Annotated in this window: 19 protein-coding genes and 1 pseudogene; 1 reads left to right on the forward strand and 19 read right to left on the reverse strand. The window is 38.1% G+C overall.

What is annotated here, in order from left to right; all coding sequences use genetic code 11:
• Window positions 1–14: 14 nt before the first annotated feature.
• The 18 genes and pseudogenes from pyrE to HFP47_RS04460 form a co-directional block, all read right to left on the reverse strand.
• A pseudogene (gene pyrE / locus HFP47_RS04375) lies at window positions 15–646 on the reverse strand (orotate phosphoribosyltransferase).
• Window positions 647–1342: an orotidine-5'-phosphate decarboxylase gene (gene pyrF / locus HFP47_RS04380; RefSeq protein ID WP_042251590.1), complete on the reverse strand. Its 696-nt coding sequence runs from the start codon at window positions 1340–1342 to the stop codon at window positions 647–649. It lies immediately after the preceding pseudogene.
• A 44-nt stretch (window positions 1343–1386) separates the two neighbouring features.
• Window positions 1387–4566: a carbamoyl-phosphate synthase large subunit gene (gene carB, locus HFP47_RS04385; protein ID WP_042251587.1), complete on the reverse strand. Its 3180-nt coding sequence runs from the start codon at window positions 4564–4566 to the stop codon at window positions 1387–1389.
• Window positions 4559–5644 (reverse strand): glutamine-hydrolyzing carbamoyl-phosphate synthase small subunit, encoded by a 1086-nt coding sequence (carA, locus tag HFP47_RS04390; RefSeq protein ID WP_011679934.1) that lies wholly within the window; start codon window positions 5642–5644, stop codon window positions 4559–4561. The genes carB and carA overlap by 8 nt, the downstream gene beginning before the upstream one ends.
• The gene (locus tag HFP47_RS04395) at window positions 5641–6918 is read right to left on the reverse strand and encodes a dihydroorotase (protein WP_179876107.1); all 1278 of its coding nucleotides are present in this window, start codon (window positions 6916–6918) and stop codon (window positions 5641–5643) included. The genes carA and HFP47_RS04395 overlap by 4 nt, the downstream gene beginning before the upstream one ends.
• Before the next feature lie 4 nt (window positions 6919–6922).
• A complete protein-coding gene (locus tag HFP47_RS04400; RefSeq protein ID WP_011679936.1) occupies window positions 6923–7816 on the reverse strand; it encodes an aspartate carbamoyltransferase catalytic subunit in 894 nt (297 codons plus the stop codon).
• Window positions 7817–7993: 177 nt separating this feature from the next.
• Window positions 7994–8617: a signal peptidase I gene (gene lepB, locus HFP47_RS04405; RefSeq protein WP_011679937.1), complete on the reverse strand. Its 624-nt coding sequence runs from the start codon at window positions 8615–8617 to the stop codon at window positions 7994–7996.
• Window positions 8618–8677: 60 nt separating this feature from the next.
• A complete protein-coding gene (locus tag HFP47_RS04410) occupies window positions 8678–9031 on the reverse strand; it encodes a YlbF family regulator (RefSeq protein ID WP_010290990.1) in 354 nt (117 codons plus the stop codon).
• A gap of 88 nt (window positions 9032–9119) precedes the next feature.
• The gene (locus tag HFP47_RS04415) at window positions 9120–11180 is read right to left on the reverse strand and encodes a PBP1A family penicillin-binding protein (protein WP_011679938.1); all 2061 of its coding nucleotides are present in this window, start codon (window positions 11178–11180) and stop codon (window positions 9120–9122) included.
• A gap of 3 nt (window positions 11181–11183) precedes the next feature.
• The gene (locus tag HFP47_RS04420; protein WP_011679939.1) at window positions 11184–11654 is read right to left on the reverse strand and encodes an arginine repressor; all 471 of its coding nucleotides are present in this window, start codon (window positions 11652–11654) and stop codon (window positions 11184–11186) included.
• Window positions 11655–11766: 112 nt separating this feature from the next.
• A complete protein-coding gene (argS, locus tag HFP47_RS04425; protein WP_011679940.1) occupies window positions 11767–13458 on the reverse strand; it encodes an arginine--tRNA ligase in 1692 nt (563 codons plus the stop codon).
• 279 nt (window positions 13459–13737) lie between these two features.
• A complete protein-coding gene (locus HFP47_RS04430; RefSeq protein ID WP_010292892.1) occupies window positions 13738–14007 on the reverse strand; it encodes a hypothetical protein in 270 nt (89 codons plus the stop codon).
• 54 nt (window positions 14008–14061) lie between these two features.
• Window positions 14062–15267, reverse strand: coding sequence for a bifunctional phosphopantothenoylcysteine decarboxylase/phosphopantothenate--cysteine ligase CoaBC (gene coaBC, locus HFP47_RS04435; RefSeq protein WP_179876108.1), 1206 nt, complete (start codon window positions 15265–15267; stop codon window positions 14062–14064).
• 70 nt (window positions 15268–15337) lie between these two features.
• Window positions 15338–15835, reverse strand: coding sequence for an LURP-one-related/scramblase family protein (locus HFP47_RS04440; RefSeq protein WP_179876109.1), 498 nt, complete (start codon window positions 15833–15835; stop codon window positions 15338–15340).
• A complete protein-coding gene (locus HFP47_RS04445) occupies window positions 15832–16647 on the reverse strand; it encodes an SPFH domain-containing protein (protein WP_011679943.1) in 816 nt (271 codons plus the stop codon). The genes HFP47_RS04440 and HFP47_RS04445 overlap by 4 nt, the downstream gene beginning before the upstream one ends.
• 11 nt (window positions 16648–16658) lie before the next feature.
• Window positions 16659–17006, reverse strand: coding sequence for a toxin-antitoxin system HicB family antitoxin (locus tag HFP47_RS04450; protein ID WP_011679944.1), 348 nt, complete (start codon window positions 17004–17006; stop codon window positions 16659–16661).
• A gap of 104 nt (window positions 17007–17110) precedes the next feature.
• On the reverse strand, window positions 17111–17314 hold the full coding sequence (locus HFP47_RS04455) for a CsbD family protein (RefSeq protein WP_011679945.1): 204 nt from the start codon (window positions 17312–17314) through the stop codon (window positions 17111–17113).
• Between the two features lie 1042 nt (window positions 17315–18356).
• Complete coding sequence (locus HFP47_RS04460) at window positions 18357–18875, reverse strand: hypothetical protein (RefSeq protein WP_010291464.1); 519 nt, start codon at window positions 18873–18875, stop codon at window positions 18357–18359.
• A 568-nt stretch (window positions 18876–19443) separates the two neighbouring features.
• Between HFP47_RS04460 and HFP47_RS04465 the strand changes: the two genes are divergently transcribed.
• On the forward strand, window positions 19444–19662 hold the full coding sequence (locus HFP47_RS04465; protein WP_011679947.1) for a hypothetical protein: 219 nt from the start codon (window positions 19444–19446) through the stop codon (window positions 19660–19662).
• A 323-nt stretch (window positions 19663–19985) separates the two neighbouring features.
• Here the strand turns inward: HFP47_RS04465 and trmB are convergent, their stop codons facing one another.
• The gene (gene trmB, locus HFP47_RS04470) at window positions 19986–20645 is read right to left on the reverse strand and encodes a tRNA (guanosine(46)-N7)-methyltransferase TrmB (RefSeq protein ID WP_179876110.1); all 660 of its coding nucleotides are present in this window, start codon (window positions 20643–20645) and stop codon (window positions 19986–19988) included.
• Between the last annotated feature and the right edge of the window lie 3 nt (window positions 20646–20648).

A 20648-nucleotide genomic window follows, 5' to 3' on the forward strand; every position in this document is an offset into this window, starting at 1 on the left:
GATGAGCCTTTTTATTATGCTTGCCAAGCATTTGGATTTTCCTTCCAGTTTTGTAAGGTTTCAACTTGTGATTTATCGAGATCCCCACGCTTAACGGCTGTTTCAATTAGTTGTGAATATGTTGTCAGTGAGTTAAATGTTAGTCCTGCTTCAGCAAAATTTTTTTTACCAGCTGGTAATTCATAAGAAAATATGGAAACAACACCAAGGACACTTGCTCCCTCCTTACGCACCGCATTTACTGCGGCCAACACAGACCCACCTGTTGATATCAAATCATCAATCAGAACGACTTTACGATTTTTTACCAATGCACCTTCCGTTTGACGACCTGCCCCGTGATCTTTGGGTTTTGAACGTACATAGACCATTGGTTTATTTAATTCTTCAGCTACCCAAGCTGAATGTGGAATACCTGCAGTAGCCACTCCACCAATAATCTCAACGTCACTATATTCTTTTTTATTAGTTCAGACAGCCCTTTGTATATATTTTGACGTACCGAAGGGAAACCAATGGTCATCCGATTATCTGTATATATTGGACTCTTAATACCCGAGGCCCACGTGAAAGGTTCTTCTGGCGAAAATTTTACGGCACCAATTTCAAGTAAATCATTAGCTACTTGTTGTTTATAGTCTGTCATTTATTTTCTCCATTCATTGACAACACATTGATATGCAGCCACTGGGTTGGTCGATTGTGTAATTGATCGACCAACAACTAATCCAGTTGAATTCAACTTCTTGGCTTCCCCTGGCGTAGTCACACGCACTTGATCTCCAGCTTCATCACCAGCTAAACGAATACCAGGTGTGATACGTAAAAATCGATCATTCGTGTGTGACTTAATTAAACCAGCCTCTAAGGGTGAACTAATTGTCCCGTCTATGCCCACCGAGTAAGCAAGCTCAGCCAAATGTGCAACACTTTCTTCAATAGTTGCTGTGGTTAATTGTATCTCTTGTATCTCAGCTTCAGAAAAAGAAGTTAGCTGCGTCACTGCAAGTAATTTTAACGCTTCACTTTTATTGGCAACAGCTGCTTCTAGCATTTTTTTCCCTCCAGCTGCATGCAGAGTTAAATATTGTACATCTAGTTTTGATATATTAGCGACTGCACGACCAACAGTGTTTGGAATATCGTAAAGTTTTAAATCTAAGAAAATCGTATAGCCCAATGCACGTAGTTCTGTGATGAACTCTGGTCCCGTACGATAAAAAAGTTCCATACCAACTTTCAATGCTGGCTTTTCTACTAAATCTGAAAAAGGCTTCAAAAATTTGTAAGTAGTAGTTGCATCAGGAAAGTCCAAAGCAATAAAAACTGGCTGTTCTGTCATTATGATCCTCCTATGTACATAAGCCGAAGCTTATTTGAAAAAGTTTAGTGCATTTCTTTCACTGTAAAACTGCGCGACTCTAATACTTCTAAGAAGGCACTAACTGTGTCTAAGGCAGTAAACAAAGGCACGGCATTTTCAATCGCAGCATTTCTAATCAAGCGGCCATCGCTTTCAGCACGGTCATCTGCTTGAGTTGTGTTAATAACAACCTGCACTTTTTGTTGACGCAGTGCTGCAACCGCATTATTATCTGATTCCGAAATTTTATCGAGTACTTCCACAGGCAAGTCATTGTCTGACAAGTAAGCACCCGTACCGGCAGTTGCAAACAAAGCAAATCCCAAATCATTGAATCTCTTTGCTAATTCGAGCGCCTCTTCTTTGTCATCATCAGCAACTGTGAATAAGACATTGCCGTAACGTGGTACTTTAATGTTAGAAGCAATAAAGGCCTTATACAACGCCTTGGACAGGTTAATATCTGACCCCATGACTTCACCAGTAGACTTCATTTCTGGGCCGAGCAAAGAATCAACATCGGGCAACTTTGTGAACGAGAATATTGGTGCTTTAACGTGCACCATATCATCGTTAGGAACAAGTCCCGTCTCAAATCCCATTTCTGACAATTTTTCACCTAACATAACTCTTGTTGCTAATTGAGCGAGCGGAAGATGCGTGACTTTCGATATGAACGGTACTGTACGTGATGCACGTGGATTTACTTCGATAACATATGCCGTATTTTCATGGATAACAAACTGCACGTTCATCAACCCTATTGTGTTCATAGCTTTAGCCAAATTAATAGAGGCTTGCACCATTTCATCTTGAACCTTTTGTGACAAGTATTGTGGTGGGTAAACTGACATAGAATCCCCTGAATGGACCCCCGCCCGTTCAATATGTTCCATAATACCGGGGATTACAGCTGTTTCACCATCTGACAAAACATCTACTTCTGCTTCTTGTCCCACTAAGTACGAATCAATCAATACCGGATGATCATTTGAAACCTTGACCGCACGCTGCATGTAGTCCTGGAGTTCATCGTCAGAAGAAACAATTTCCATTGCTCGACCACCCAAAACGTATGAAGGACGAATCAATACAGGATATCCAATGGATTGTGCAGCTGCTAATGCACCGTCTACTGTGGTTGCTGTTTTACCAACAGGTTGTGGTAAAGCAAGTTCTTTTATGACCTGATCAAATGCTTCACGATCTTCGGCACGATTTAGATCCTCTACAGAGGTTCCTAAAATGTTTACGCCATTGTCTAACAAAGGTTGAGCTAAATTAATTGCAGTTTGTCCGCCGAATTGAACCACCACACCGACTGGATTCTCTAAATCAATCACATTGAGAACATCTTCCAAGGTAAGTGGTTCAAAATACAATTTATCTGAGATAGAGAAATCCGTTGAAACGGTTTCTGGATTAGAATTCATAATAATCGCTTCATATCCAGCCCGTTGAATAGCCTTAACAGCATGAACAGTTGCATAATCAAATTCAACACCCTGCCCGATGCGAATCGGTCCAGAACCTAGTACAAGTACCGATTTTTTTGTACTAATAATCGATTCATTTTCCTGTTCATAGGTTGCATAATAATACGGTGTTGCCGATTCAAATTCTGCCGCAACAGTATCAACCATTTTATAAACTGGCTTAATTTTTTTATCTTTGCGTAGTGTTCTAATATCAGCAGCTGTCTTGCCCCAGATTTTAGCAATTGTTTCGTCAGCAAACCCATTCTTTTTAGCATATTGCAACTGATCAATATCTCCAACATGGCTGGCAAGGTCTTGCTCAATTTCGATAACATGCAATACTTTATCCAAGAAGAATTCATTGATTAGTGTTTTATCATGAATAGTTTCAATTGAAACACCTCGGCGCAATAAATCAGCAATCATAAACAAACGATCATCTCGAGCAGGCATTAATGCTGCTAGCAGTTCATTATCTGAAAGATCCTTATAGGTTATATCATCTAAACCAATAGCCCCAATCTCTAGTGAGCGAACAGCCTTTAACATGGCTTCTTCCATATTGCGACCGATAGCCATCACTTCACCAGTTGCCTTCATTTGTGTGCCTAGGCGACGATCTGCTGTTGAAAATTTGTCAAATGGCCAGCGTGGAATTTTAAACACAACATAATCTAATGCTGGTTCAAACTCTGCCTTTGTCGTGCCAGTTACTGGATTGATGATCTCATCAAGTGTTAAGCCAACGGCAATTTTTGCAGCCATTTTGGCAATCGGATATCCAGTCGCCTTTGAAGCTAACGCTGAAGAACGACTGACACGTGGATTGACTTCAATAATATAATATTTGTATGAATCAGGATCAAGTGCCATTTGAATATTGACACCACCCTCGATTTTTAATGCACGAATAATTTTTAACGCTGCATCACGCATCATTTGAACTTCGCGATCAGATAATGTTTGAACTGGTGCAGTCACAATCGAGTCTCCAGTATGAATACCAACTGGATCAAAGTTTTCCATTGAAGCAACAACCAATGCGTTGTCATTGGCGTCACGCATCACTTCAAATTCAATCTCTTTGTAACCTGCAATCGAACGTTCAATCAACACTTGTGTTACAGGAGAAAGTTCTAATCCATTGGCCGTAATTTCCGAAAGCTCTTCATGGGTTTGAGCAATACCTCCGCCGGTACCGCCTAACGTGTAGGCTGGACGAACAATTACTGGATAACCATGTGTGTCAGCAAAATTAAGTGATTCTTCTAAAGTAGTTGCAATGATGGACTCTGGAATGGGCTCATTCAAACGTTCCATCAAGGCTTTAAATTCTTCACGATCTTCGGCCTCTTCGATTGCTGATAGCTTAGTTCCAAGTAACTCGATATTGAGTTCATCCAAAATTCCCGCTTCGGAAAGGTCTTTAGCCATATTTAATCCAGTTTGACCACCTAGCGTCGGCAAAATAGCATCTGGACGCTCTTTACGTAAAATACGTTCAATAAAGTCAATTGACAAAGGCTCAATGTATACCTTGTCAGCAATTTCAGCGTCAGTCATAATCGTTGCCGGATTAGAATTTACTAAAATAACATGATACCCTTCTTCCTTTAAAGAGAGCGCGGCTTGTGTGCCAGAATAATCAAATTCGGCTGCTTGACCAATAACAATTGGTCCAGAACCAATCACTAATATTTTACTAATGTCTTGACGTTTAGGCATTTGTAGTCTCCTTCTTTGAATCAGCTATCATATCCAAAAATTCATCAAATAAATATTCAGCATCGTGTGGACCAGGTGCTGCATCTGGGTGGAATTGAACAGAGAAAGCATTGTAGCCTTTTAGACGAACACCTTCAACAGTCTGATCATTAATTTCCTCGTGTGTCACAACTAGATCTGTTTTCTCTAAGCTTGCTCGTTCTACTGCGTAGCCGTGATTTTGTGACGTAAAATCTAATCTCGCTTTGGAAATCGTGCGCACGGCATGATTAAAACCACGATGACCGAATTTCATTTTGTAAGTTTCTGCGCCATTGGCGATTGCGAACAGCTGATGTCCCAAGCAAATGCCCATTAGCGGTAAGTGCTTTTGTAGCTTCTGAATTGTTGGAATGGCATATTTTACATCTTTGGGATCACCAGGTCCATTCGACAATAAGATACCGTCAGGGTTCGCTGCCAATACTGTTTCTGCGTCCACATTAGCAGGAAATACCATCACGTTAACACCGCGCTTCGCAAGCGAGCGAAGAATTGAATTTTTCAGTCCAAAATCAATGAGCGCGATTGATACACCATCAGTTGGGTTTTGATACTGTGTCTTTGTTGTTGCATCTGCAACCATTGTTTTCGATGTTTCAAACGCTTTTAGTCTCGCAACGACTTCGTCCGTTATTTCATCAACAAGCGCTGCTTTCATGGAACCCTGATTACGTAACTCTTTTGTTAAAGCGCGCGTATCAATGCCCGTTATACCGGGCATTCCAGTTTTTTCTGCCCATTCAGGCAAACTCATTGTTTTGCGCCAATTGCTTGGTCGTCGAGCGATTTCGTGCACCACAATCGCAGATGCAGCTGGTCGCAAACTTTCAAAGTCATCACGATTAACCCCGTAATTACCGATTAGTGGGTAAGTAAATACAATAATTTCACCTCGGTATGATAAATCTGTAATTGATTCTTGATATCCGGACATACCAGTATTAAAAACTAACTCGGCCATGATATCAACATCAGCACCAAAAGCTTCCCCTTCATATACTGATCCATTTTCTAATAATAAGTAGCGTTTTTTCATTTTACGTTATCCTTATATACAATTTCACCGTCAACCCATGTGGCCAGTGTTTTTCCATACACTTTCCATCCAATAAATGGTGAGTTTTTTCCCATCGATTCAAAGCTTTCAGTATCGATTTCATAGTTATTATCTAGATCAAACAGAGCGAGGTCTGCTCGCGCACCTTCTTCGATACTAGTGGGCGCTTGCAAGTGGAATGCACTGACTGGAGCAGTGACCATTCGCTCAAGCAAAGTTTCTAGAGTCATCACACCATTTTTAACCAAATAAGTATAAAGCAGTTGGAAACTCGTTTCGATTCCGGTAATGCCAAATGGTGCCTCTCGGAAAGACTTCTGTTTCTCTTCTTTTCCATGTGGCGCATGATCAGTAGCAACCATATCGATGGTTCCATCCAACAATCCAGCAATGACTGCTTCACGATCTCTCTGAGTTCGTAGTGGTGGATTCATTTTAAACATTGCATTATCAGAATTGATATCTTCTTCTGATAATAATAAGTGATGCGGAGAAACCTCTGCAGTAACATGAACACCTTCATGTTTAGCAATTCGCACCAATTCAACCGATTCCTTAGTTGAAATATGCGCAACATGGTAATGAACGCCAGCAGCTTTAGCTAGTACCAAATCTCGAGCAAGTTGTGAACTTTCCGCCAATCCTGTAATTCCTGGTAATTCTAATTTTGTTGATGCTTTCCCCTCGTTCATGACACCATCATGAACCAGCGTATCGTCTTCCAAATGCGCGGCTAAAGGTTTGTTAACCGATGCAGCGGCGACCATTGCTTCGAGCATAGTATTTGCTGTCTGTACCCCTTTACCATCATTTGTGAATGCTTTGGCCCCAGCTGCTGACATTCCTTTAATATTGGTTACTTGAGTTGACGTCAAATTATTTGAGATTGCCCCGTACTGTTCAATATGAATCACACCATTTTGTTTATTTCGTTCGATTTGATTCGTTATCTTCTCTTCGTTATCAGGAACTGGATTTAAGTTAGGCATAGCAATCACAGTCGTAAACCCACCGCGTGCAGCCGCCTTAGATCCGCTATTAATCGTTTCCTTATACTCAAAACCAGGTTCACGAAAATGTACGTGCACATCTACTAATCCCGTTGAAAGGAAGACCCCTTTGGCATCAAAAACGGTAGCTGCTTTACTTTCAAGATGATTACTAATCTTTTGAATAATTCCTTGGTCAATTAAAATATCTCGAAGAACTAGTCGATTGTTCCATAAAATTTTAGCATTTTTTATTAGTTGCATTTACTTACTCCGTAACGTATTCTAAAATGGCCATTCGTGCATAAACGCCATTGGTCATCTGGTCAAATATGCGTGATTTTGGTGCTTCAACTAAATCATCGGCAATTTCAACGTCTCGATTAACTGGGGCCGGGTGCATAATAATACTATTTTCTTTCAAATTTTCATAACGTGATTCAGTCAAACCATACACTTCATGATACTTTTTTGCCGAAAAATTTTGATTTTCAGTATGTGTAATTCGTTCATGCTGTACTCTAAGAAACATCACAACATCTTGCTCCGACCAGCCAACATCAAGGTCCACATGTTCGCCAAATGAATCAAAATCAACTGGTTGCCAGTCTTTTGGTCCACTGAATGTCACTGTTGCGCCAAGCTTGTTGAGTATCTCTGCATTTGAACGCGCTACTCGTGAATGTGCTAGGTCGCCAATAATTCGAACCTTCAAACCTTCAAAATGTCCAAACTCTTGGTAAATTGTCACTAAATCTAACAAACTTTGTGAAGGGTGTTGGCCGCTGCCATCCCCCGCATTTACAAGTTGTGGAATTGCATGCCCTTCACTCCGTAAGACGTTTTCATACCATGAATTTTGAGAGTGACGAATTACTGCAACATCCACACCAATCGCTTTAAGGGTTTTTAATGTATCAACCAAACTCTCTCCTTTTGTCATTGAACTAGTTTGAGGGTCGATTTGTATCTGTTTCCAATTAAGTTGATTCTCTGCCATTTGGAAACTACTATGCGTTCTCGTTGAATTTTCAAAAAATAAATTTACAGCCGTTATCGATTTTGTTTTAGGTTGCTCACCTGATTTTAACGCCAACGCACGTTGTATTAAGTGTAGCACGTCATTTTTATTGATTGCATTTATATTCAAATAATTTCGCATATTACCCTTCTTTATACAAAAAACCAAGCGATCTGAGCGACCGCTTGGTTCTAGAAAATGAGGGTAAAAGTGTACACTTCACCAAAAGTATCTAAAGCCTTGCAGGTCTCTCTGGACCTGATTAAAGGTTTTATTTTATTGATAGTAATCATAGCATTTTTTAAAAGTTAATGCAACTTACTTACTAAAGAAATTTTTATTCCCTTGATTGACATTTGCTTTAGCTGTTTTGTTACTATTCCAAAATGGAACAATGACTTTACCAACAACGTGCTTTTTATCTACAAATCCAAAATACCGACCATCATTTGAAACTGACCGATGATCGCCCATGACAAAATACTTACCTTTTGGAACTGTAGAATTATTGCGATCCTTTTTCTGCCATAGCGTACCGGAGGAAAGTGTCTTAAGAGACCATGTGCTACCAAAAGACATTTCCGTTCCCTGTGTACGTTCATTCAAACTAATGAAGCTTTGATTAACTTTCTTGCCATTGACGTACAGATTAGACGCTTTGTATTCAACTGTATCACCTGGGATCGCAATAATACGCTTCACGTACTTATCGTCCCCAGACTGGTACCTAGGATCTTCATCTTTAGCGTTAAATACAATAACATCTCCACGCTTATAACTTGCCACTTTGTTTAGAAACACATTCTCGTTATCTTGCAAATTTGGTTCCATTGATGGTCCACTAACTTTTACGCGTGTGAATAAAAATGAGCGAATAAGCACAACAATAAGAATTGCAATGGCAATTGGAAAAACCCACTCCTTCAAAAATTTCATAAACATAAATAACTTCCTTTACATAAAATCACCAACAGCATAACTGTCGGTGATAGTGAGCTTAATTTACTTCTGCAACTTAGAATATGCTTCGGCAACGGGTTTTGTAACGATGTCATTTAATTCCGTTAGCAAAGTGTTCAAAGCCTGTTCTGCTTCCATCAGCGCGTTAATTTTTTCGTCTTTTTGTACTTTTGCAGCAACAGCATCCCATTCCTTTTCTTGTTCAGGTTTTGGTTGTTGCTGACTTTGCATCATTTGTTGTACTGCCATTTGAATTTCTTGGAATTCACCAAACAACGCCTTAGAATCAGTGTCATTTTGTATTGCGTTAAATGCATTTTGCCATGCAATATATTGTTGTGTTTCTGTCAAAATATTTGCCATTTCATTGGCGTTATCGTAAATATTTACTGTCATGTTATTTTCCTTTTTTTAACGTTATTCTATGTCACTAAAATCATATCACAACCCATAACTAATGTGAAACACTAATCAATCTAAACGATTAATTACCAAATAATCCTTTGACATTATTCCACAATTGACCCGCTCCTTCAACAGCTTTGTCAACGCCACTATTGAAATCATCTTGAATCGTTCCCCATAAGTCACTACTTTGACTTGTACTACTTGATGTAGTGTTAGGATTTGTTACTGTAAAGGCGGTTTGATCCGTATTTGGCAAAATTTGTTCCAAAGACGTTTTAACCAGTGGTCCCATTGTAGACGTTAATCCTAACGGCAAAGAACCAGTATTGTTCCCTTCCAGTCCCATCCAAGTTGCTTGAACAATGTCTTTCGTATACGCCATTGCCCATGAATCCTTTGACGAACTAGCATTATTGGTACTATTAGGATTTTCAGTAGTACCAGTTTTACCAGCAATAGTGTAACCCGATGGTGCAGATCCAACACCTGTACCATCCGTATAGGTACCTAGCATCATACGTGTCATATTATTTGCAACCTTACTACTGATGACCTGTGTTTGTTTTGCCTTTGGTGAGCTAACAATTACTTTGCCACTCGCATCAACTATTTTAGTAATATAATGTGCCTGACTCATCACACCACCATTGGCAAAAGCTGTGTATGCTTGTGCCATTTGTTGTGGGGATACACCTTTGGTCAATCCGCCTAGTGCTAGTGATAGGTTCTTATCCTTTTTGGTTAATGGTAAGCCAAACTTAGTACCACTCTTATAACCAACCTCTACACCCATTTTATTAAGTAAATAAACTGCCGGAATATTATACGAATGTTCCAAAGCTGAATACATCGGAACATCAGCCGTTTCAACGTTCATGGCATTGTTTGGTGTATAATTGTTCGTCCCAAAACTCATCGATTGGTTAGGCAATTTTGTACTAATACTATAACCTCGTTGTAGAGCTGGTGCATAAACGACCATTGGTTTGATTGCTGAACCAGGTTGTAATTGTGATTGATTAGCACGATTAAAGCCACGGAAAGTATGAGATGTTTCACGACCACCAACTACAGCCAATACCCCACCAGTTTTAGCATTCAAAACAATAGATGCTGCTTGTGCGTCATCAACATAGTTAAATAGTGCTGAATTATCGAAATCATTTTGTAAATTCGTTTGATCCTTTTGGTTTAACGTTGTGTATATTTTATACCCACGATTCATAACATCGTTTTCTGTTAAACCGTAGGTATTAATGGCTTCGTTAATCACTGAATCGAAATACCAAGGATAATTATAATCACCAGAATCATCATAAGTATCATTTAGCGTATCCGTCGTCGATTTGGCTGCACTAGCCTGCGCTGAAGTGATCTTTTTATTCTCAACCATGGTTGTCAAAACTAAATTACGTCGAGCCTTGGAAGCTTCTGGATAATCAATAGGATTAAATTTGGCGGGACTAGTTAACATACCCGCTAGTGTAGCCGCTTGTGTTGTCGTTAATTCACTAGCATGAACACCAAAATATTTCTGTGATGCATCTTCTACGCCCCAGACACCATGACCAAACCATGCATTATTAAGGTACATCGTAAAAATTTCATTTTTAGTGTAATCTTGTTCAACCTGCATGGACAAAAAGATTTCTTTGGCTTTTCTGGTAAATGTCTGTTCTTGCGACAAATAAGCATTTTTAACCAATTGCTGTGTTAACGTAGAACCGCCACCAGAAATAGTATTAGATCCGGTTATTTTGTTTTTAACCAATAAAACAGCTGCACGTGCAATCCCTTTTACCGAGAAGCCATACTCATGATAAAAATTACGGTCTTCGATTGATAAAACTGCATCTCGCATGTTCTGTGAAATCTTATTATACGAGACATAGGTGCCTTTTTGTGAATATAATTCGCCTGCTTTTTCACCCTGATCATCGTAAACTGTTGCCGTTTGAGAGAGCGTTGCTTCTAAATTTTTAACGTGTGCAGTTTTAGCTAAAATTGCTAAGTAGGCACTTGTGACCAAAAATAATGTTAAAAATAAAATAATCAGCAAGCGACCAAATTGCCAACGATGCCAAATTGGTCCTAACTTATCCCACACTTTTTGACTTATTGCTTTCAACCACTTCATTCATCAACCTATCAATTCCGCCCAATGATCAGCTAGCTTTGCGGCATCTGTTTCATTTTTACTTGTAACGTAAATTGTGTTAAATCCCGCTAGTGTCGTAATAACTTCAGGTAAATTCGCGTCATCGATAATGCCAGCAACTGAGTTACCACTACCATCAGTCGTTTTAATAATCGTTAAGAACTCAACGTGAGTCACGAATGAAGCATATTCTTTGATTGCTTCATCAACGGCGTTAGTCGTTACCAAATTTTGAACATTTTTCGTTGTATCATTGAGTTGCTGGTAACGTAACTGTCCGCTGTCGCTCTTTTGGCGAATAATATTCATTGCTCGAATATCACGTGATACGGTTGTTTGTGTTGTCTCAACACCATGCTTGATAAGTTGAGCAAGCAATTCTTCTTGGCTGGCAATGATATTATCCTGGATAATATCTAAAATAAGCTTTTGCCGTTCTTGTTTTGAAATCATTGATTTCTCCTTTGTATCATGATGCACGGTTATCTAAAAATATATCATTTACTACCGTTTTGTGCATCACTTTAACAGTTAGCTTAAATAGCACTTGATCTGTCCAGATCAGTTACATTTCTTCAGGTGCCTTGACACCTAATAATCTCAAACTTTCTGTCAAAACAATAGACACTGATTTAACCAACACCAAACGAGCATTTAATTGAACGTCTTCTGTTAATATTTTTGAGTTGGCATAGTACTTGTTAAACGCTCTTGACAAATTTAACGCATATTTAGCAATAATACTGGCCTCGCGTTGTTGCCAAGCACGTTGCACTGTCTTGGGAAAGTTGTTCAGTGTCGTAATAATATCCCATGTTGCTGGATCAGTCAAATTCAAGTCATCACTCGTCAATTGAACCGACGTCTTGCGTAAAATTGATTTTGCTCGGGCATTCGTATACTGTACGTATGGTCCAGTATCTCCTTCAAAACGGACAACTTCTTCTAAATTAAAGTCAAAGTTGTTAGTACGATCATTCATTAAGTCATGAAACACAACAGCACCGGCGCCCACTTCTTCTGCCACTGTATCTTTATCACCCAAATCAGGATTTTTCTCTTGAATTTGCTTCAAAGCCAATTCATGAGCATCATCTAATACATCCTTCAGTAAAACAACATCACCCTTACGTGTTGACATTTTTTTGCCATTAAACGTAATTAGACCAAAGGCAATGTGTTCAATGTCATCAGACCACTCAAAGCCCATCAATGATAAGACGGCCTTCATCTGCACAAAATGTTCTCGCTGCTCACCACCAACAACATACAACGATTTCGCAAAATCATATGTTTCTTTTCTATAAAGTGCGGCTGCTAAGTCACGAGTCATATATAAAGTTGCACCATCTGAACGCTTAATCATGGCCGGTGTTAGATTTGGATTGATATGGCTCAAATCAACAATCTGTGCCCCCTGTGATTCAACTAGAAGATTTTTTTCTTCTAAGAGATCAACTACCTTGTCCATTTTATCATTATAAAATGCTTCGCCGTTGAATGAATCAAACGTTATATCTAAGCGGTCGTATATTTCAGAAAACTCTTTCAACGACTCAGCACGGAACCATTGCCACAAACGGTGTGCCTCTTCATCACCATCTTCAAGTTTCTTAAACCAAGCACGACCTTCATCATTTAGTGAGTCATTTTCCTTAGCTTTTTCGTGAAACTCAACGTAGTACTTTAACAAAGTGGCAATTGGGTCTGATTTGACTTCTTCTTCAGAACCCCATGCTTTGTAAGCATATATTAGTTTACCAAATTGCGTACCCCAGTCACCTAAATGATTTATTTTAACCGGTGCATAACCATTTTTTGCTGTGATGTTTGCTAATGCATTACCGATAACAGTCGAACGTAAGTGTCCCATCGACATTGGCTTGGCGATGTTTGGGCTGGACATGTCAATCGTGACTTTGGCACCCTGTCCATCCACATTGTCACCGTAGGCACCTTCCAAGTCAAATACTGTCTTCAATACTTGATTAGACGTAGCTACTTTGTCCAAGAAAAAGTTAACATAAGGCCCAGTAGCAACAACTTTTTCAAATCCTTCTTGATCAATTGCAGCAACGATGTCTGCTGCAATTAATTGCGGTGCTTTATGTAATGTCTTGGCTAATGTAAATGTTGGAAAAGCAACATCTCCAAGGTCAGATGATTTTGGTGCTTCTAGTTTTTCAGAAATTTCTTGTAAAGTAAGGTCAGTTAGCACTGCGTTAAGTGCCTCAACAATTTGTATATTATCTACCATTTTTTTTCCTTTTGGTTTTTAATTATGATTTTTAGTAAAAATACATTATAATCAAAAATTCGATATTCTTATTATACCGTATTTTAGGCATTATTCATCTAGAAATAAATAAGCTCGCCTCTTGTTTTCATCAACAAAGAGACGAGCCTAGCCCGCGGTACCACTCTAATAGCTTTCGCCACTCAAATTTATTAACTTTGGACTCTTAGTACGCGCCGTTTTGACTATGGCTTGACTTCCATCAACTCAAGCTCGCTTAATCATAGTTCCAAAACATCTTTACTTATCTTCGTCTTTTACAGATTTTTCAGGCGCAGGGCCGTGTTTAATCACTTCAACCTCATCCATGCGAACAACCGCACGATGGTTCATTTCGTTAACTGCTGGTTGGTCAGCTGGAGCATTTTCCGTAATCTCAACCAACAATGAGTTTTCATAAATTTTTTCAACTTGACCTGTAAAAGGTTTTTCTAAATTACCATAAGCTGGTGCTAATAAAACATCTCCAAGGTTAAATCCAGAGGTATTTTCTTCTACTTCTTCTGCCATGTTTGCCTCCATTTTAACGTTATTTAACAGTTTATTCTAGCATAAAACAGATGTTTATGCGAGTGTTTTAACTACTCTATCTAATATAGCCCGCGCAATGTCAATTTTTGGTAACAATTCAATTTTTTCTGGGTCTTTATCACGTGATAAAATCGTTACTTTATTATTATCAGAGTCAAAACCACTATCCACATTACTAACATCATTAGCAATTAAGAAATCTGCATTCTTCTTTGATAGCTTTTTTTGTGCAGACGCGAGAACATTTTGCGTTTCAGCAGCAAATCCCACAACAATTTGCCCAGCTTTCTTCATATGACCAATATCTGATAATATATCAGGATTTTGAATTAATTCAATCGTTAAATTCTCGTGACCTACTTTTTTTATTTTGTTTTCAGCTTGTGAAGCAGGCCGATAATCAGATACAGCTGCCGAACTAATGAAAACATTCGCATCAGAAAATTCTTGCACAACCGCCGTATGCATGTCACGTGTAGAAGTAACAACTATTTCTCGGACGCCGTACAATTCTTCACGTTTTGTTGTGGTTATAAGTACCACCGTTGCACCTAACTCTGCAGCTGCCTGTGCCAAAGCATAGCCCATTTTTCCTGAAGAACGATTTGTTAAATACCGCACTGGATCAAGCGCTTCACGTGTCCCGCCAGCTGTAATAACAAGTTTCTTTCCTTTTAGTTCACCGCCACGCGCTTGTATACGAATAGCTGCCTGATTTATAATTGTCACAGGTTCCGGTAGGCGACCTTGCGACTCGTACCCTTCGGCTAAGAAACCAATCGCTGGGTCAATAATAAACCAACCATCGCTTTTTAATAAATTCAAATTACGAACAACCGCGTCATTATTAAACATAACATCGTTCATCGCTGGGGCGATAACTTTAGCCGCAGGTGATGCCATTACCGTCGCAGTCACAGCATCATCAGCGATACCATTTGCTATTTTTCCAATAATGTTAGCAGTGGCCGGCACAACAAATATCATGTCTGCCCACTTAGCCCATTCAATATGAGTAACCGCAGCCTTCTCATCACGAAAAAGATCAGTTAACACATCATATTTAGATAAAACAGCTAATGTTTGTACAGTAATAAATTTTTGGGCCGCAGCCGTCATTCCTACACGAACATGAGCACCGCTTTTAACAAATTCGCGTACTAATGTTGCTGACTTGTAAGCCGAAATGCTACCTGTCACAATCACTAATATATTCTTATTTCTATAGAAATCATTCATGCCATTTATTATATCATGGAATGTTTTAAACACGATTCAAAAAGCGATATTCTAAGAATATCGCTTTCTTCTAGGAACTTGCAGAACTAGAATTATGAGATTGTGCTTTAACATAATTAATTGCTACCACTACCGCCACAACAACAGATTCCAAAGACTCGTCCTCAATTTTAATGTCATAGGTACTTGTCATTGCTAACCAGCGCTGATCAACAGAGCCAATTTCACGTCCATCTTGCAGGATGGCAAAATTCATGTCCCAGATATTACCTTCTACACTTAGACCAAGTCCTTCAATTTCGTATCTTGGTTTTAAAAAGGAAAAGCGTTTAATGATTTCAACTTCTTCTGGAAACTCATTAATAATTAACTTAAACTTTGGTAAAAAAGTAAACACTTGATGCGTTAAACGCGCAATAGGTATACTGTTCAAATCTAGAATATCAAAATACTTTGGAATACTAAATGTACTGCCAGAAACGGTGTAGCGTGTGTTCTCACTGTCGTCAGTTATATCAAACTTTCCGCCCAACGAAAACAAGTGTTGTCTCATCAGTAAATGTTTCATTTAAGTCCTTTTTCTAGTAATTTCCCAGCAACTGGTATTTGACCCAACTGATCTAATTCCTGACCATTCACAACTACCAAATTGCTAGATGATTCAGCCAAAGTTGAGAAAGCATTGATTGACTGGTTTTGGAAATACTTATCATCAGCACCAGCTAAACCAGCCTGAACAGTGTCAATACGATATTTTTCAGCTTCAGCACGAGTTTTCGTAGCATCAGCTTCAGCCTTGGCAGTAGCCATCAATGCATCGTTTTTAGCTTTTGTTGTCAATTCAATTGAACGTGCTTCACCTTCAGCCTTAGCAATTGTAGCAACTCGCTCACGATCTGCCGTTAATTGCTTATCCATTGCTTCTTGAATTGAAGCAGAAGGGCGTAATTCATCAATATTGATACGATCAACATTGATACCGTACGTATTCGTTAAATCACCAATGGCATCCGCTAATTGGACATTAATTTTGGTAGTAGAACCAAGCGCTTCGTTTAACTCCATGCGACCAATAATATCACGTAAGTGCCCACGCACAAGTTGTGCCATAGATTCAACTGAATCCGTGTTTTCGTACATATATTTAACTGCGTTAGTTACATGATAATTTAAAGTAACACTTGCCTTAATATCAGCGTTATCGGCAGTAATCACCGAGTAATCAGGCAGACGTAGTGGGCGCATAGCCAAACTTACCTTACGAATTGTTTGAAAGAACGGTACATAAAAATGTAATCCGGCCTCTCTTCGGGCACGATATTTTCCCAACGTCTCTACAAGACCCGCATTGTTCTGCGGAACAATCTTAAAAAAAAGCATAACTTCTCCCTCTAATCTTTCATGATTTGTCGTAATGTCAAGATATTCCCGTTTGCCTCGAGAATCACGTAATCTTCATCACTTTTAGCAACAGCACTATTATCAATCAAATATCGATAATAGATACCAGAAACGTTGACCAAACCGCTTTTAATATCAATATCTTTACCTGAAATGACCTGACCCACAAATTGACGGTCTTCAAAGTTGCTTGGATGATAGTTAGCCATCAGTAATTGGGTGATGTAATTATTTAATGACCTCCCCTCCTTGCTGGCCTGTTCCGCCAAAAACTCATGTAGTTTGGGATCAATTCTCAATGGTATGTTGCCTGACTTCATGTTTTTTTCTTTAACCATATCTTTATGATATCACATTTAAATCATTTTGCAATTATTAAAATGTTTTTTTACATAATAAAAAGCGCCTAACTACTGCAAGCTAGGCGCTTTTTATTTGTTAATTATTTTTTATCGTTCTTTAAATTGTCAATACTATCTTTGACAGCATCTTTGGCTTCCGTTACGGCATCCTTAGCTTTTCCAAACAAGCCTTGGGCCTTACCTTCTGCTTCACGCTGCTTATCACCGGTAACCTTGCCTTCAACTTCTTTTGCTTTACCAGCAACCTTGTCCTTAGCATTATCAAACTTTTCTTCAACTGACATATAATACGTTCTCCTTGAGGTTTATTTGATGTTACAAGTTCATTGTAACATTTCTAATAAAAAATGACAGTAAAAAAGAACCACTAGAGAAGTTAGACGTGGTTCTTAACATTGGGAGTTGTGATTTTCGGGATAATTAAAAACCACAATTTTATTCTATGCCTATGCAAAGGCTAAAACAACGTATTTCCCTGGTCAATTGACTATCTTATGTTCAAAAAAACCACGTGGCATGAGCAGACACGTGGTTTAAAGATTAGAGTTCTGGTTTTCGTGGCAAATAACAAATCGAAAACCATACACACATTTTAGTTTTATTGATGGCACAATACAACAGTATTTGCTGGGCAATCTCATTTAGTTTGTTCAAAAATAATTTTATTTTAATTCTTGGTTTTCCAGATGCTACACGCTGGCCATTTTATACACAAATCATTAGCTGATAGTTGAAAAGACTTTTTGCGAGTTTTGCTTGACGTAGATATCCCAATTCAGTCCAATTATTATTTGTTTAAATAGTATTGACAATGAGAAAATTTCGCTATTCACATATGTACGATGCCCCCGAAGGGAAGAAGCAATACATTTTGGGAGTGTATTTAATAATTTCTAGGGACATCTTACCTAAATGTTAGCACGCTAATTACATTTTCTCTAGCAATAACACTTATAACAACTGGTTAAACGTTCGACAATACATCAATTAGAATTTAATACACAATAAAATGCCCAACCTGAGTTTCGGGATAAAACATACAAATGGTTGGGCATTTGATAATGTCTAAATAACATTACAAAATTTAGTATATCGGATCAATCATTTAAAGATATAAAATATGTTAACTTTCTTGACAAAATTGACAAAACAAATACCGACCAGAATGTCTTCTAGCCGGTATTCTTTGCAATGAGTTTCACTCGTTCTATTTGAGATATTCACTCAAACTAAATTCTTCCCCATGCATAAAGCATATCATGAAACATCGATAGAAAATTCAATTGTTTATTATTAAAATTAACTTATTTAATTCAAATTTAATTATCATTTTAAGCATTTAAATAGCCAGGATTTAATTTTTTCATCAATATCATTAACAAACTTCAACTTGCCGTAGTAAATATTATCTAACGCGTCTATTGCGTAGACCTTAAGTTTTTTCGCATCTTGAGCCGTGATAATTACTCCTAACTCCTCCTCAACCCACGGCATATTAAGAGGCAAAGCTGTTTTTCCTATAATTTCTTTGTTGGGCTCAAAGCTATATTTTGCATAGTTCTTTTCTCGCAGATCTTGCCAAGTATCAGCATAAGTAAACTCTTTGTCAGTAATACCAGCCTCAACTATTTTCATATCAATATCACCAACATTTTTAACATTGATTTTAAAATATGTATTTTCGTAATTTTCCTTGGACCGATGATCTTTGTTTTGTGGAACAGGACGTTTGATATCTTTTTTGAAATGATACAAATATCCCTTTATCTCAATCTGAATTTTTTTATCATGAGAACGGTAAAAGGAACCCACAAAAATAGCAATTATCGCCCCTAAACCACCCAATCAGCAAGTGGTCCCATTTCACTTGTTGTTAAAGTCGTCATAGTATAGCGCCCTCCAATAGACAGCAAAAAAAGCATCCGAAGATACTTTTAAGTGATCCAAACAACGGTGTTATGATTTTGTATATTAATCAAGTTTCAGGAAATTACATAGTGCATTTGGATCACCACGAGCTAAATATTAGCACACTAAGCCTGTCTTGTCACTAAAATATTTGTACAATACAAATAATTGGAAATGTAGTAGTCTTTATAAATCGCCTTGCTTATGAAAAAACCTTAGCGAATCTTTCTGGTTGCAGGCTTTTGGTAACAAAAAACAAGGCTTAATCCTCACTCAAGAAAAAGCCTTGCAAACTCAGTAATTCTCGGCTTACCAAGCTTATTGATATACATTTATGGATGAATATCATTCTTGTAAACATTTTTTGGTAACGCTTACATAATGATTATATACAATTTTAATATGCTTGGCAATAATTATTTTGCTTAGTTTCTTATAGGTAGTTATTTGATTTTCCATTCATTGTTTTAGTGATATACTTTTAATAAATCAAATAGGGGGAAACATGTTAAATATTATTACTGAAATACTAGTTCTTATCATGTTTGTAAGTGGCGTTGGTTCATTTCTCACCTTAAGGCCAGCATATGAAATACGCTCAAAAACACAAAAAATATGGGTGTCTATTTTTCTTACAGCAATTATTGCCGCATTCATAATAACATTATTAACTGCAGTACCTGACTTCATTCACGGCTTTATAGACGGAATATCAGGCAAATAAATAATGAAACATCATCTTAATTGATGGTGTTTTTTGCTTGATTTAAAAATAAAAACACTTGAGTGCTCAATTAACCCTGGTACAACAAACATTTCACAATTATTAAGTAATACTCTTCCAACTCAGAAGTTAATTCTAACTCGATCATCAATAAAGAAACCGATGTCTATTACTACAATAACAAGCGGATAAAAAACTGGACGGAAACATTCCGGTTCAATACCGAAATCTTGCCAACCAGTTAGCCACTTAAACTTCACACTCAATTTTCGAGGTGAAGTTCATATTTTTTGTTTATATAAAACTCTATAAACCTTGTCACTCTAAAAGTGAGCTTTAATCTTATAAATTGGTTGACCCTTAGCCATAAACTTTTGTTCATACTCGGTCTCAACGTTACCCTGTACCTTGTCTTCATCAGCATGCAAGTCCAGCGTGTAATCTTCTGGTGTCCATCGCATGCCATAGTCCATAAAACTAACCATTGAATACTCAAATAAATGACGATTATCTGTTTTGAATTCAACTTCCCCATGGTCTGGCAAAACTGCTTCATAAGATTTCAAGAATGACTTATACGTTAATCGACGGGATTCATGACGCTTTTTTGGCCAAGGATCAGAAAAGTTCAAGTAAACTTTGCTAACTTCGCCTTTTTCAAAATAAGTCTCAACACCATTACCATTACCATAAATATAACGCAGGTTTGGCAATGTACCGACCTGATCAAAGCTCTTACGTGCTGCAATGGCAATTGCCGTCTCTTGAATTTCCATGCCAATATAATTAATTTCCGGATGTGCCAAGGCCATGCCAAGAATAAACTGACCCTTACCAGAACCAATCTCCAAATGTATTGGTTGTTCTTGGTCAAATAATGATTGCCACTGTCCAATTTGTGCTGTTGCACGATCTTGATCAATCACTATATCTGAATGCTCAGCCAGCCAATCGCTAGCCCAAGGTTTTGAGCGTAAATGCATAAA

It is taken from the genome of Leuconostoc sp. DB-1 (genome assembly GCF_013414845.1).
In the GTDB taxonomy this organism is placed as follows: domain Bacteria; phylum Bacillota; class Bacilli; order Lactobacillales; family Lactobacillaceae; genus Leuconostoc; species Leuconostoc mesenteroides.

Bases quoted from the DNA above. Each gene is read 5' to 3' on its own strand.
- pyrF (WP_042251590.1), bottom strand. From the start codon at position 1,342: ATGACAGAACAGCCAGTTTTTATTGCTTTGGACTTTCCTGATGCAACT.
- carB (WP_042251587.1), bottom strand. From the start codon at position 4,566: ATGCCTAAACGTCAAGACATTAGTAAAATATTAGTGATTGGTTCTGGA.
- carA (WP_011679934.1), bottom strand. From the start codon at position 5,644: ATGAAAAAACGCTACTTATTATTAGAAAATGGATCAGTATATGAAGGG.
- HFP47_RS04395 (WP_179876107.1), bottom strand. From the start codon at position 6,918: ATGCAACTAATAAAAAATGCTAAAATTTTATGGAACAATCGACTAGTT.
- HFP47_RS04400 (WP_011679936.1), bottom strand. From the start codon at position 7,816: ATGCGAAATTATTTGAATATAAATGCAATCAATAAAAATGACGTGCTA.
- lepB (WP_011679937.1), bottom strand. From the start codon at position 8,617: ATGTTTATGAAATTTTTGAAGGAGTGGGTTTTTCCAATTGCCATTGCA.
- HFP47_RS04410 (WP_010290990.1), bottom strand. From the start codon at position 9,031: ATGACAGTAAATATTTACGATAACGCCAATGAAATGGCAAATATTTTG.
- HFP47_RS04415 (WP_011679938.1), bottom strand. From the start codon at position 11,180: ATGAAGTGGTTGAAAGCAATAAGTCAAAAAGTGTGGGATAAGTTAGGA.
- HFP47_RS04420 (WP_011679939.1), bottom strand. From the start codon at position 11,654: ATGATTTCAAAACAAGAACGGCAAAAGCTTATTTTAGATATTATCCAG.
- argS (WP_011679940.1), bottom strand. From the start codon at position 13,458: ATGGTAGATAATATACAAATTGTTGAGGCACTTAACGCAGTGCTAACT.
- HFP47_RS04430 (WP_010292892.1), bottom strand. From the start codon at position 14,007: ATGGCAGAAGAAGTAGAAGAAAATACCTCTGGATTTAACCTTGGAGAT.
- coaBC (WP_179876108.1), bottom strand. From the start codon at position 15,267: ATGAATGATTTCTATAGAAATAAGAATATATTAGTGATTGTGACAGGT.
- HFP47_RS04440 (WP_179876109.1), bottom strand. From the start codon at position 15,835: ATGAAACATTTACTGATGAGACAACACTTGTTTTCGTTGGGCGGAAAG.
- HFP47_RS04445 (WP_011679943.1), bottom strand. From the start codon at position 16,647: ATGCTTTTTTTTAAGATTGTTCCGCAGAACAATGCGGGTCTTGTAGAG.
- HFP47_RS04450 (WP_011679944.1), bottom strand. From the start codon at position 17,006: ATGGTTAAAGAAAAAAACATGAAGTCAGGCAACATACCATTGAGAATT.
- HFP47_RS04455 (WP_011679945.1), bottom strand. From the start codon at position 17,314: ATGTCAGTTGAAGAAAAGTTTGATAATGCTAAGGACAAGGTTGCTGGT.
- HFP47_RS04465 (WP_011679947.1), top strand. From the start codon at position 19,444: ATGTTAAATATTATTACTGAAATACTAGTTCTTATCATGTTTGTAAGT.
- trmB (WP_179876110.1), bottom strand. From the start codon at position 20,645: ATGCATTTACGCTCAAAACCTTGGGCTAGCGATTGGCTGGCTGAGCAT.